This window comes from Vicinamibacterales bacterium (genome assembly GCA_036496585.1).
Lineage (GTDB): Bacteria > Acidobacteriota > Vicinamibacteria > Vicinamibacterales > 2-12-FULL-66-21 > JAICSD01.
The window spans coordinates 178,872-191,892 of sequence record DASXLB010000050.1; the positions used below are offsets into that span (position 1 = coordinate 178,872).

The window sequence follows — 13,021 nt, forward strand, 5'->3', positions numbered from 1 at the left end:
GACCGGCACTTCGCACGGGGTGCCGATGATCGGCTGCGACTGTCCGGTGTGCCGTTCCTCGGATCCGCACGACGCACGGCTGCGACCGTCGATCCTGGTGCGCGCCGGCGACGCCACGGTGCTGGTCGACGCCGGTCCGGATCTGCGGATGCAGGCGCTGCGCCACGGTCTTCGCCGCCTCGACGCGATTCTCTTCACCCATGGCCACGCCGATCACATCCTCGGGATCGACGACGTCCGGCGGTTCAACGCCATTGGCAAGGGGCCGATGCCCTGCTATGCCGACGCCCGCACCCTCGATGAGATCCGCAGGACGTTTCACTATGTCTTCGATCCGGCCACGCCCAAGGGCGGCGGGCTGCCGGCGCTCGACCTGCGGGCGATCGACGGGCCGTTCGCCGTGGCCGGCCTGGGCGTGGAGCCGATTCCTCTGTGGCACGGCCAGCGGCCGATCCTCGGCTTCCGCTTCGGGCCCTTTGCGTATCTGACCGACTGCAACGCGATTGCCGACGAGGCGTGGCCGCAGCTTGAGGGGCTCGATACGGTGGTGATCGACGCGCTGCGCGACCAGCCGCATCCGACCCATTTCTCGCTCGGCGAGGCGATCGAGGCGGCGCGCCGGATCGGCGCCCGGCGCACCTTCTTCACGCACATGTGCCATCATCTGGCGCACGAGGCGACCAACGCGAAATTGCCCGATGGCATGCGGCTCGCCCACGACGGCCTGACGCTGGACCTGTGATCGCCCACTATCCCGAAGATCCGGCGCCGCGCTGGCACGATCCGGTGCTGGCGCTCGGCAATTTCGACGGCCTGCACCGCGGGCACGCCAAGATCATCGACCGGGTGCGCCGCCGGGCCGGCGAGCGCGGCGGCACGCCGGCGGCGATGACGTTCGATCCGCATCCGCCGCGCGTCGTCCGTCCCGACAAGGCTCCGCAGCTCCTGATGACCACTGCGCAGCGCGTCGAGGCGCTCGGCCGGGCGGGGATGCGCGGCGTCGCGATCGTCCGCTTCACCCACGACATGTCGCTCTGGGATCCGGAGACGTTCGTGCGCAACGTGCTGGTCGAGTGGCTGCACGTGGTCGAGGTCTGGGTCGGCGCCAATTTCCTGTTCGGCCACGATCGCGCCGGCACCTTCAGCGTGCTGCGCACGCTCGGGACCCGCTATGGCTTCCGCGCCGAGAAGATCGATCCGGTCCGCTACAAGGACTTCGTCGTCAGCAGCACCAGGGTGCGCCGGCTCGTGTCGGAAGGGCGCGTCGACGAGGCGGGCGCGCTGCTCGGCCACCACTATTTCATCGACGGCACGGTCGTGCGCGGCCAGGCGCGCGGCCGCGAGATCGGCTTTCCGACCGCGAACCTCGACACCGCCAACGAGCTGCTGCCGCCGCACGGCGTCTACGCGACGGTGGCGACCGTCGACGGGATCGCCTGTGCGTCGGTGACGAACGTCGGCGTGCGTCCGACCTTCGGCGACGTCGACCACGTGCTGGTCGAGACGCACCTGCTCGAAGGGGGACGCGATCTCTACGACGCGCGGGTGCGGCTGTCGTTCGTCCAGCGGCTCAGGGACGAACGGCAGTTTGCCGACGTCGACGCGCTGCGCGCCCAGATCGAGGCCGACACCGGTGCGGCGCGCCGGCTGTTCGGGCATATTTCGCTATAGAATTGTCAGGATGGCTGAGTCGACGCGGCGCGTGGATCTGCGCCTGACGATCCCCGCGTCCGCGCCCTGGCGCGAGGTCGCGGTCGAACTGGCGGTCAAGTTCGCCGAGTATGTCAACGCGCCGGCGACGACGACCGCCGCCGTGTCGCAGGCGGTGGTCGCGGCGATGGCACAGCGGGAGCCCCGTTCGGCGATCTCGCTGGTGTTCTCGGCGACCGACGGCGAGGTGACCGTCGCCGTCGATCATGCGAAGAAGTGAACCGTGCGTCTGTACAACACGCTGACCCGTCGTGAAGAGGCGTTCGTCCCGTCTGACGGGCAGACCGTGCGGATGTATACGTGCGGCCTCACCGTCTACGCGCGGGGCCACATCGGCAATTTCCGGACGTTCGTCGCGCTCGACGTGCTGCGCCGCGCCCTCGAGTTCGAGGGCTATCGCGTCGTCCAGGTGCGCAATTTCACCGACGTCGACGACCGTACGATCGTCGAGTCGGTCAAGTCGGGACGGCCGCTGCGCGAATACACGCAGCAGTTCGTCGAGGCGTTCGAACGCGACGCGGCCGCGCTCGGGCTCGAGACGGTCGAGCACTCGCCGCGCGCCACCGACCACATCGAGGCGATGGCCGGCATGATCCGGGCGCTCGAGGCGAACGGCCACACCTACGCCGGCGACGGCTCGATCTATTTCAAGATCTCCACCTTCCCTGACTACGGCAGGCTGGCGCGCCTCGACCACGGTGGCATCAAGGCCGGCGCGCGCGTCGATTCCGACAAGTACGAAAAGGAAGACGCCCGCGACTTCGTGCTGTGGAAGGCCACCAAACCGGGCGAGCCGACGTGGGAGCCTGGCCTGCCGCCCGGGCGGCCCGGCTGGCACATCGAGTGCTCGGCGATGGCCGAAGAGCTGCTCGGGCCGCTGCCGATCGACATCCATGGCGGCGGCGTCGACCTGATCTTCCCGCACCACGAAAACGAGATCGCGCAGGCGGAAGGGGCGACGAAGCAGCAGTTCTCGCGATTCTGGGTGCACGTCGAGCACCTGATGATCGAGACGGACGAGGAGGCTGACGCTGTCCGGAACGAGAAGATGTCGAAGTCGCTCGGCAACGTCTACAACCTCGGGGACGTCGGCGCCCAGGGTTTCCGCCCGTCGACCCTGCGCTACCTCTATCTCGGCACGCACTACCGCAAGCAGCTGAAGTTCTCGTGGGCGCTGATGCGCCAGTCGGAGGAGTCGCTCAAGCGGCTGACCGACTTTCTGGCGCGGCTCGAGGTGCTGCCGGCCGGCGCCGCCAATCCGGCCACGGCGCCGAGGCTGGACGAGGCGTCCGCCGCGTTCGCCGAGCACATCCGCTCCGATGTCAACACCGCCGCCGCGCTCGGCGTCGTCTTCGATCTGGTCCGCGCGCTCAATTCGGCGATCGACGCCGGCGAGATGAAGAGCGGCGACGGCGATCTGGTGCGCGACGCCTTCGGCCGCTTCGACCGCGTGCTCGGCATCCTGTCGCTCCGCCACGCCGAAAACGAGCAGCCGCCGGTGCCGGTCGAGGAGATCGAGCGGCTCATCCAGGCCCGCAAGGCCGCCCGCGCCTCCCGCCGTTTCGCCGAAGCCGACAGCCTTCGCCTCGACCTCGACGCCCGCGGCATCGTGCTCGAGGACACGCCGTCGGGGACACGCTGGAAGCGAAAATGAAAGCCCCGGAGATCAAGACACCTCTTCCCGGGCCGAAGGCCAAAGCGATCATCGACCGGGACGCCGCGTTCGTGTCGCCGTCGTACACGCGCGACTATCCGCTCGTCATCGCGCGCGGCGAGGGCGCGATCGTCGAGGACGTCGACGGCAACACCTTCCTCGACTGCGCCGCCGGTATCGCGGTGAACTCGACCGGTGTCTCGCATCCCGAGGTGGTCAAGGCGATCTCGGAGCAGGCGGCGAAGTTCATCCACATGTCGGGGACGGACTTCTATTACGAGCCACAGGTCCGCCTCGCCGAGGAGCTGGCGGCGCTCGTGCCCATCGCCGGCGCCGTCCGAACTTTTTTCGGCAATTCCGGCACCGAAGCCACCGAAGCCGCGCTCAAGCTGTCGCGGTATCACACGCGGCGCCCGAACGTCATCGCCTTTCTCGGTTCCTTTCACGGCCGATCGCTCGGCGCGCTGGCCCTGACCTCGAGCAAATCGGTGCAGCGACGCGGTTTTGGTCCGCTGATGCCCGGTGTGTATCACGCGCCGTATCCCGATACCTATCGTTTCAACGGGAGTGCGGACGCGTGCGCGGAGGCGTCGCTGTCGTACGTGCGCGACCAGCTCCTCGTCCACCTCACCTCGCCTGACGAGGTCGCCGCGATCGTCGTCGAGCCGATCCAGGGGGAGGGCGGCTATCTCGTGCCGCCGCAGGCGTTTCTCCAGGGGCTCCGCGAGCTGACCGCCCAGCACGGGATCATGCTCGTGCTCGACGAGGTGCAATCGGGGATGGGCCGCACCGGGAAGATGTTTGCGGCCGAACACTTCGGCATCACGGGCGACATCGTCAACATCGCCAAGGGCATCGCGTCGGGTCTGCCGCTCGGCGTCACCTGTGCGAGGCGCGACGTGATGGACTGGCCGCCAGGCGCCCACGCGAGCACGTTTGGCGGCAATCCGGTGGCCTGCGCGGCGGCGCTGGTCACGATTCGGCTGCTTCGCGAGCAGTTCGTGCAGAACGCGGCGCTCGTCGGCGAGCACCTGATGAACGGCATCCGGGAGCTGGCCGGGAAGCACCCCCTGATCGGCGATGTGCGCGGCAAGGGGCTGATGATTGGCGTGGAACTCGTGCGGGACCGCCAGACGAAACAGCGGGCGATCGAGGAGCGCAACGCCCTCGTGCAGGCGATGTTCCGCCGCGGCGTGCTGATTCTCGGGGCCGGCCGCAACACCGTCCGCTTCGCGCCGCCGCTCGTGCTGACCAGGACGCAGGCGGACGCCGCGCTGCACGTCCTGGACGAAGCGCTCGCCGACGTCGCATCCCGTCCCCGACCCTGAGGGCGCTGGCGCAGCCCTTGCGAGCGGGCAGGGGCCATGACGCTCGAACGGCAGCAGCTCGGGATCATCGGCGAAGAACTGGCGGCGCGCGAGCTGATCGCGCGAGGGTACGTCATTCTTGAACGCCGCTACCGTACCGAGTGCGGCGAAATCGACATCGTGGCGCAGGACGGCGACACCCTCGTGTTCGTCGAAGTGCGCGCCAGGGCCACCGACGAGTTCGGCACGGCCGCCGAGAGCGTCACCCGCGCCAAGCAGCGCCGGTTGGCGCGTCTGGCGATCGACTATCTGGCGCGCCGGCAGGTCGCCGACCGTCCCTGTCGCTTCGACGTGGTCGCGATCGACGCGGCGTTGAGCGAGGCGCCGCAGATCACGGTGTATCCCGCGGCGTTCGAGGCCGCTGCACGCTGAGGCGCAGGGCGGCACGAGCGCAGTTTTCTTCTGCACGGCCAGGATTCAGGGTAAAGTTGGCGTTCACATGGCCGAAATGTTCGGTCGGTACCGGCTCGACGACCGTCTCGGGCAGGGTGGGATGGGAGTCGTGTACCGCGGCTGGGATCCCGTTCTGCAACGCGTCATCGCCTTGAAGATGGTGCTGGCCTCGAGCGAGATGGACCCTGACGTCCGCGAGCGCTTCTTCCGCGAGGCGCGCGCCGCTGCTCAGCTCACCCACAAGAACATCGTCACCGTCTACGACCTCGGGGAGCAGGAGGGGCGCCCCTTCCTCGCGATGGAGTTCCTCGACGGCGAGGACCTGCAGCGCCGGCTGGCCCGTCCAGAAAAGATGGGCTTCTGGCGCAAGGTCGACATCGCCATCGAGATGTGCCAGGGGATCGAGTTCGCCCACGCCCACGGCGTCATCCACCGCGATCTGAAACCCGCCAATATCTTCATCTCCAGCACCGGCGGCGTGAAGATTCTCGATTTCGGCCTCGCCCGCTTCATCTCGTCGCAGCTCACCCAGAGCAACATGATGATGGGCACGCTGAACTACATGTCGCCCGAGCAGGTGAGGGGCGAGCGCGCCGACCAGCAGTCCGACGTCTTCTCGATGGGTGTGGTGCTCTACGAGATGTTCGGCGGCCGGCGGGCGTTCGAAGGGGACTCGGCGGCCTCCACGCTCTACAAGATCCTGCAGGAAGTGCCCGAGCCGCTGTGGAAGATCGACGCGGCCGTCCCGCGCGAGCTGACGGCGATCATCGATCACGCGCTCGGCAAGCTGCGCGACGAGCGGTATCCCGACATGGCGAGCCTGCGCCACGACCTGGAAACGCTGCGCACCAATACGCACCTGACCGGTCCGTCGACGCCGTCGCCCCTGGCGACCGCGGTGCCGTCCGTTGCGTCCGCGCCGACGGTGCTGACGCCGCGACCCGACGCGACGCAGCGGATCGTGCCGACGGTGCCGCCATCGCTGCCGTCCGCGGTGACGCCGGCAGCCGCAGAGGCGCCATCGCGACAGGGGAGCACCGCCCGCGGCTTCCTGGTGGGCGCCACGGTCGGGGCGCTGGCGCTGGCCGTGTTCGTCCTCTGGAAGTCGAACCGCCAGCCGGAGAGCGCGCCTACCGTCACGCAGGCGCCCGCCACCAGCGTGGCGCCGACGAGCGTGCCGCCGACGAGCGTGCCGACGGCATCGGGTGCCGTAGTCATCCCCTCACCCCAGACGACGTCAGCACCCGAGCCTGCCACCAGAAGCGCCAACGCCGACAACTCGGCGGCACGGTCCGTCGAGGCGCGGAATGCGCCCGGACGGCAGTCGCGCCGCCACGACGCGCCGGAGGCCGGCGCACCGCCGGCCAGCGGGACGCGCAGCGTCCCCGCCAGTCCCGCCCCGCCCCCCTCGGCACCCGTCGACACGAGACCGGCCGCAGCCGCTGCGAGTCCGGCGCCCAGTACCCCCGTGCCCGTGCCGCCGGCGCCGACAGCCACCAGCCAGACGCCTCCGATCTCGTCGCCGCCCGCCACCATTCCGACGCCGCCGGCAACATCGACCGTCCCGCCAGCCCCGACGCCAGCCGCAGCGGCGACACCCGCTGGCCCCCCGGTGCTGAACGCCGAGCGTGCCGCTGACCTGCTGCGCCGCTATCGCGCGGCGCTCGAGGCCAGGAGCCTCGACCAGTTGAAGCGGATCTGGCCGTCGCTCGGCGGCAACGCCGAATCGGCGCTGCGGCAGCAGTTCGAACAGGCGGCGCGGATCTCGGTCGAATCGTCGGATCCGCAGGTGTCGGTGTCGGGATCGACGGGACGCATCGTATTCGTCCGCAACTACACCGTCGTGACGGTCGAGGGTAAACAGCTGCAGAGCACCGCCCAGGCGACGATGGACGTGCACCGATCCGGCGATGCCTGGGTCATCGACTCCATACGATTCGTGTCCCGTTGAATGAGTGATCAGGAGAATCCTGCATGAAGAAATGCTGCGTGATGTTGTGTGCCTGCCTGTTCGCTGCGGCCGCCCCCGCCGCGGCACAGAACCGTCCGGCGACGCTGTCGACGCTGTTCGAAGACATCTTCGGTCCCAACGGTCTGGTGGTGAGCAGCGACGACGTTCAGCTCGATGGCACCAACCACGCCGCCCACTTCAACAGCTCGTTCCAGTCGGATTTCCGCCTGATCAACATCGCGCTCACCAGTCAGCTCACCGCGGTGCCGCTGCCGTCGCCCGCCTCGGGCTTCACCTATCGCTTCGACGAATCGACCGGCACCTTCGTCCGCTCGACGAAAAGCTTCGGCCCGATTCTCAGCGACCGCGGCGACACCATCGGCAAGGGACAGATCGCCTTCGGCGCCAATGCCCAGTTCTTCTCGTTCGATCATCTCGACGGCACGTCGCTCAGCCAGGTGCCCGCCGTGTTCAGGCACGACAACTATCAGTCGACGCCCGGGCGGTCCGACGTCATCTTCACGGAGAACACGATTCAGGCCGACCTCACGCAGATGACCTGGGCGCTGACCTACGGGCTGACCGACCGCCTCGAGGTGTCGGCGGCTGTACCGCTCGTGCGCACGCACGTGTCGCTGCTGTCGAACGCGACCATCGAGCGGGTCGGCACTGGCACCAACCTCGGCGTTCACTATTTCTATGATCCGACGGCCCCCGACAATCACGGCACCGCGCGCCAGTACTTCGCCGAAGGCTCCGCCTCAGGGGTTGGCGACGTCCTGCTGCGCGCCAAGGGGACCGTCATCCGCAAATCGAGCCTCGCGGTCGCCGCGGGAGTCGACCTGCATCTGCCGTCGGGTGACGAGCAGAACCTGCTCGGTTCGGGCGCGTTCGGCGCCAGGCCGTTTGCGGCGTTGTCGGGGACGGTGGGCGCGCTGTCGCCCCACCTCAACGTCGGATACCAGTGGAACGGCAGCAGCGTGCTGGCCGGCGACGTGCGCCAGAACATCAGCGCCGACCTGCCGGACCAGTTTCAGTTCGCCGCCGGCACCGAGGTCACGGTGAATCCGAAACTGACCGTCATCTTCGACGTCCTCGGCCAGGAGTTCCTCAACTCGCCGCGATTGACCACCTTCCAGTTCGTGGCGCAGGGTCCGTTCGGCAGCGTCCCGCTTCAGGACCTCGGCTTCACGACCGACAGCTTCTGGGCCACCAGCGGCTCGATCGGCCTCAAGGCCAACCTGGCGCGGCGGCTGCTGCTCAACTTCAATCTGCGGTTTGCGACGAACCACGCCGGCTTGACCGACCGGCTGACGCCGCTGGTCGGCATGGAGTACGCATTCTGATTGCGAGCAGCGCGCGCTCGTCACCGAGCGGCGTCTGAAAGACTCGACGCCTACGGTATCGGAGTCGGCTTCGTGCTCGCGGACTGGACGTGGAACACGCCGCGGAGGAACCGGCTGAAGACGTTCCGGCGCCGTGGGGCCTCGACTTCATCGGGTGTCGCGTCAATCGCCGTCGGCGGCTCCTGCAGCGCCGCGAGTTCCACCGGCCGCCGCAGCCGCGGCGCGCGGACCCGTGCCGGCGGGGTCGTGGCGGTCAGGCGCGCATCGACCAGGATCGGACGTGAGCCGATGCCCTTCGGCGTTGCCGCGTCGTTCAGGAGGCTGCGGCTCGGAAGCGGCCGCGAGAGGATCATCAGGGTGATGAAGTAGGCCGAAGACGCGGCGGCCACGATCGCCAACCGCACCATCTCGCCCCGGTGCCGTCGAGGCAAGTCCGAGAACGTCACCGACGGGCGAGGCCCCTCGGTGCACGATGCCGCCGTCATCCAGCCCCGTGCCTGGTCCGACATGCGGGGCCTGTCAATTCACGAAGCGCGCCAGCCTGGCGCACACACCGTCGCCGGGCGAAGTGCGCGCCGCGAAAGTGGTTTGCCGCCGGCGGTTGCGGGGATTTCCCGATCGTGTGCGGCTCGAAATCATCCGGGGCCGGCACTTCTTACGCAGGATCGATCCTGTCAGGCGGATCACGCTTTTGCCGCGGCCCCTGGGGGCAGGTGGCGCTGCAGCGCCGCCAGCGCGCCGAACACCACCAGCATGGCGACGGCGGTGAGGAGGAAGAACGCGAACGGGCCGCCGCGATCGAGCGCCGCCGTGCCGGCATAGGAGCTGAGCACCGCGCCGATGCGCCCGATCGAGAGCGCCGCGCCGAGGCCGGTCGCGCGCATCGGCGTCGGATAGACGTGCGTGGCCAGCGCATAGAGCGTCGTCTGTACGGCGTTGGTGAACGCGCCGACCAGCGCAATTGTCGCGACGATCGAGAGTGTCGACCGCGCCGGCGTGATCGGCAGCCAGCCGGCGACGATCGCTGACACTGTCGCGGCCGCTGCGAGCCCGAGCATCACCCGCTTCGAACCGAACCGCGGAAATGCCAGCGCGCCTCCCAGCGCGCCGGCCACACCGGCGAGGTTGTTGGCGGTCAGTCCGGTCCCCGCGACGGCCGCCGGCAACCCGGCGCCGGTCAGCATCGCCGGGATCCAGTTGAAGCCGAGGTACACCGACAGCAGACACGCGAAGAACGCCGCCCACAGCAGCACCGTGTCGCGGCGGTAGTCGGGCGAGAGCAGCGCGCGAACGCCGCCGCCGGCGTTGCGCTCGCGGCGATCGACGATCGTCTGTCCGGGTCCGACGCGGTGTCCCATGCGCGCGACGAGCGCGTGGAGTTCGCCGGCTCGGTCGGGATGCTGGGCCAGGTAGCGAGGCGATTCGGGGAGCGTCCACGCCAGGAGCAGCGCGAGCGCGATCGGGATCCCTCCGACGATCTGGAAGAATCCGCGCCAGCCGACGGTCGGGAGCATGTGCACGGCGAGCAGCGCCGCGACCGTCCCGCCAAGCGGGACGCAGACGATCGCCAGGGTGACGGCGATCGTCCGCCGCTGCCGCGGCACGAACTCGGCCGCGAGGGCGCCGGCGTTGGGAAGCGCACCGCCCAGGCCGAGGCCGGCGATGAACCTGAGCAGGGCGAGGGCCGGTACCGTCGCGGCGAATCCGACCGATGCGGTCGCGACACCAAAGACGAGGACACTGACGAGGAGCGCGCGCTTGCGTCCGCTGCGGTCGCCGAACACGCCGGCCACGCCCCCGCCGAGAATCATCCCGAAGAGGCCTGCGGCCAGCGCCGGCGCAAACGCGGCGCGCGGCAGCTGCCACTCGCGCATGATGACCGGCAGCGAGGCACCGAGCAGCTGGTTGTCGGCGCCGTCGAAGATGACGGTGATCGCCGTGAGCGCGACCAGCAGCCGCTGATATCCGGAGAACGCGCCGCCGTCGAGCAGCTCGCCGATGTCGACGGCGGAATCGTGCGATGCGCTCGGCGGAGTCGTCACGCGGCGGCGCGATTATAGGCGATCGGGCGCGATCCCCGCCGGTGCCCGCGCGCGGTTACTGAGGTGGTCGGGGCGCTTCCTGCGGAAACACGTAGGTGATGGTGACGGCACCGGCCTGGAGCTTGGCATCGGCGCGGCCGCCGTGCATCCGCGCCACGTGTGCGGCGGCAGCCAGCAGGATCCCCGCGGCGGGGGCGCGCCGGAACTCGTCGTCGCGGTTCTCGAAGCCGTGCTCGGTAAACCCCGCCGGCAGCGACAGGTTCGTGCAGGAAATGTCGACGATCAACGCCGGCCGGATCCTGACGGCGCGCAGGCTCACGGTGATCCGCGGCCCGCCTTCGTCGAAGCTGTCCTGCGAGCCGTGTACGCAGGCGAGATCGAGCAGCGCGTCGACCGTACCGGCGACGCCCTGTACGACGAGCGCGCGTTCGCCGGCGACGGTGAACGTGGAATCTTCGGCGGCGACGGCGCAGTCGGCGCCGTTCAGGCGCGCCACCCGCACGCAGGCCGTGCGCACCGCTGTGGCGAGATCGCCGGCGTTGACCGCCAGCCGCTGCGGCTCGCCGTCACGCGCGGCGATCGAGATGGCGCGCGCGAGCCTCGCGACGCGCTGCAGTTCGGCCTGCACGGAGCGATCGACGAGATCGGGCGAGACGCCGTGTGTCCTGGAAATCGCGCTGTGCGCCACGGCCGCTTCGATCCGGCTGGCGATGAGGTCCACCGCCGCGGCCGACGGCCGCTCCGGCGTTGGCCGCGCCGCGTCGAGCAACTCGTCGCTGAGCGTGGTGCGCGCCGCCGGCAGCGTACGCGCCGGGGACGGCGCCCGATCGGTCGGCGTGGACATCAATTCCTCCACATAGTGCTTGTCGTGCCGCATGCGGAAGCTCGGAGGCAGTCCCTCACGGCGAACCCGGGGTTGTGGCTCTTCTTCCGGATAGTCGCTCGCTTCGAGCGTGTCGGGCACCGGCATCTGCGGGCCGACGTCGAGAAAGTCCGGGGTCTCTGCACCAAACGAGTCGTTCACTCGCGATCCTCCGAAGCCGTGTCGATGTGGAACCGCACGAAGGATATCAGAACGTGCAGAAATGTGAAGCGTCGCGTAACCGTGTGCGACGAGGTCGCTTGCGTCCGGCGGGTGATTGCTGCAGACTGCGGCGCCAGCGGAGGAGCAGCATGCCTGGACGCCTTGATTTCGACGTCGACTTCGGCCCGAACGCGCGCCGCCGTGACGACGCCGCGCCGATGCGGCTGCTCGTCGTCGGCGACTTCAGCGGCACGTCCGGCGAGCAGCGCGGGACGTTTGGCGGCCGCGCCACCCACCGCATCGACGTCGACACCTTTGACGCCGTCATGCGCCGGATCGGGCCGCGCGTCGCGCTCGCCGACGTGGAGATCCGTTTCGAGCAGGTCGACGATTTTCATCCCGATCGCCTGTATGCGCGGCTCGATCGCTTCAAGCGCCTGCGGGACACGCGCGCGACAACTCCGCCTGTGCCGGGCGGCGATCAGCTCGCGCGGCTGCTCGGTACCTCGCCAACGCCTCCGGCCGCCGCCGCCAGTGGTATCGATGCACTAATCCGCGACGCCGTCGCGCCGCACGTCGTCAAGGACACGTCCGCCGCGACGGTTGCGCACCGGCAGGCGGTTGACGGGGCCATCGCCGAGGAGATGCGGGGCCTGCTGCACGCGCCGGCGTTCCAGGCGCTGGAAGCGGCGTGGCGAGGTGTGCGATGGCTCGTCACGAGCCTGGAGCTCGACGACAGCCTCGAGGTGCATCTGCTGGACGCCACACGCGACGAGCTCCTCGCCGACATCGTCGGATCCGGCGGCGACCTGGCGAAGACCGGTCTCCACGAGATCGCGGTGAATCGACCGCGCGCCAGCGTGGACGGGAGGCGATGGACGGCGCTCGTCGGGTTGTTTCGATTCGGCGCGTCTACGGCCGACGTCGGGCTGCTTGCCGCGCTCGGAGTCGTGGCTGCGCGCGGCGGCGCCGCATTTCTGGGGGATGCCGATCCGCGGCTCGGGCTGGATCCGGCGGGCGTGCCGGCGGAGTGGACGGCGCTTCGGCGGACGGCGACGGCCCGGTCGATCGCGATGGCGGCGCCGAGGGTTCTGTTGCGAATGCCGTACGGGCGGACGAGCGATCCTATCGAGGCGTTCGGGTTCGAGGAGTTCGACGCTGCGCCGAAGACCGAGCAGCTGCTGTGGGCATCAGCGTCGCTGGCGACCGCGCTGGTGGTCGGCCGTGCCTTCCTGGCACGCGGCTGGGAGATGGAGCCGGGGGACGAGCGGGACATCGACGACTTGCCCGCCTACGTGTTCGAGCATGACGGCGAGCGCCGCCTGCAGCCGTGCGCGGAGGTCGTATTGAGCGAGCGCAACGTCGACGCGTTCGTGGAGGCCGGGCTGATCCCGATCGCCGCCCGGCTCGACCGCAATGGGGTAGTGGTGGTGCGCTTTCAGTCGCTCGCGGATCCGCCGGCGCCGCTGGCGTGGTAAACGGGGTGTGCGAGAGGTTGAGAAAGGAGCGGGGCGGGGGAGCGGGGAAGTGGAGC

General features: G+C 69.4%; 12 protein-coding genes. 9 read left to right on the forward strand and 3 right to left on the reverse strand.

Annotation, left to right across the window (positions count from 1 at the left end; translation table 11 throughout):
* The first annotated feature begins 46 nt into the window (after positions 1-46).
* The 8 genes from VGI12_16420 to VGI12_16455 all read left to right on the forward strand — a co-directional run bounded on the left by VGI12_16420 (position 47) and on the right by VGI12_16455 (position 8,421).
* Positions 47-742, forward strand: a complete 696-nt coding sequence (locus tag VGI12_16420) for an MBL fold metallo-hydrolase (GenBank protein ID HEY2434263.1) — start codon at positions 47-49, stop codon at positions 740-742.
* The gene (locus tag VGI12_16425) at positions 739-1,671 is read left to right on the forward strand and encodes a bifunctional riboflavin kinase/FAD synthetase (protein ID HEY2434264.1); all 933 of its coding nucleotides are present in this window, start codon (positions 739-741) and stop codon (positions 1,669-1,671) included. The genes VGI12_16420 and VGI12_16425 overlap by 4 nt, the downstream gene beginning before the upstream one ends.
* Positions 1,672-1,681: 10 nt before the next feature.
* Positions 1,682-1,930, forward strand: coding sequence for a hypothetical protein (locus VGI12_16430; GenBank protein HEY2434265.1), 249 nt, complete (start codon positions 1,682-1,684; stop codon positions 1,928-1,930).
* A 3-nt stretch (positions 1,931-1,933) separates the two neighbouring features.
* Positions 1,934-3,364, forward strand: coding sequence for a cysteine--tRNA ligase (cysS, locus tag VGI12_16435; protein ID HEY2434266.1), 1,431 nt, complete (start codon positions 1,934-1,936; stop codon positions 3,362-3,364).
* Positions 3,361-4,692, forward strand: coding sequence for an acetyl ornithine aminotransferase family protein (locus tag VGI12_16440; GenBank protein HEY2434267.1), 1,332 nt, complete (start codon positions 3,361-3,363; stop codon positions 4,690-4,692). The genes cysS and VGI12_16440 overlap by 4 nt, the downstream gene beginning before the upstream one ends.
* A 36-nt stretch (positions 4,693-4,728) precedes the next feature.
* On the forward strand, positions 4,729-5,103 hold the full coding sequence (locus tag VGI12_16445; GenBank protein ID HEY2434268.1) for a YraN family protein: 375 nt from the start codon (positions 4,729-4,731) through the stop codon (positions 5,101-5,103).
* Between the two features lie 67 nt (positions 5,104-5,170).
* Positions 5,171-7,075 carry a protein kinase gene (locus VGI12_16450; protein HEY2434269.1) on the forward strand — a complete coding sequence of 635 codons (1,905 nt, stop codon included), beginning with the start codon at positions 5,171-5,173 and terminating at the stop codon, positions 7,073-7,075.
* A gap of 23 nt (positions 7,076-7,098) precedes the next feature.
* On the forward strand, positions 7,099-8,421 hold the full coding sequence (locus VGI12_16455) for a hypothetical protein (GenBank protein HEY2434270.1): 1,323 nt from the start codon (positions 7,099-7,101) through the stop codon (positions 8,419-8,421).
* Positions 8,422-8,471: 50 nt separating this feature from the next.
* On the opposite strand, the gene VGI12_16460 is transcribed toward VGI12_16455, so the two are convergent.
* The 3 genes from VGI12_16460 to VGI12_16470 all read right to left on the reverse strand — a co-directional run bounded on the left by VGI12_16460 (position 8,472) and on the right by VGI12_16470 (position 11,487).
* Positions 8,472-8,930 (reverse strand): hypothetical protein, encoded by a 459-nt coding sequence (locus VGI12_16460; GenBank protein ID HEY2434271.1) that lies wholly within the window; start codon positions 8,928-8,930, stop codon positions 8,472-8,474.
* Positions 8,931-9,104: 174 nt separating this feature from the next.
* Positions 9,105-10,463 (reverse strand): MFS transporter, encoded by a 1,359-nt coding sequence (locus VGI12_16465; protein HEY2434272.1) that lies wholly within the window; start codon positions 10,461-10,463, stop codon positions 9,105-9,107.
* A 55-nt stretch (positions 10,464-10,518) separates the two neighbouring features.
* Entirely contained in the window at positions 10,519-11,487 is a 969-nt protein-coding gene (locus tag VGI12_16470) for a hypothetical protein (GenBank protein HEY2434273.1), read from the reverse strand.
* 149 nt (positions 11,488-11,636) lie between these two features.
* Here VGI12_16470 and VGI12_16475 point away from each other — a divergent pair, with 149 nt between their 5' ends.
* On the forward strand, positions 11,637-12,965 hold the full coding sequence (locus VGI12_16475) for a type VI secretion system contractile sheath large subunit (GenBank protein HEY2434274.1): 1,329 nt from the start codon (positions 11,637-11,639) through the stop codon (positions 12,963-12,965).
* Positions 12,966-13,021 lie beyond the last annotated feature (56 nt).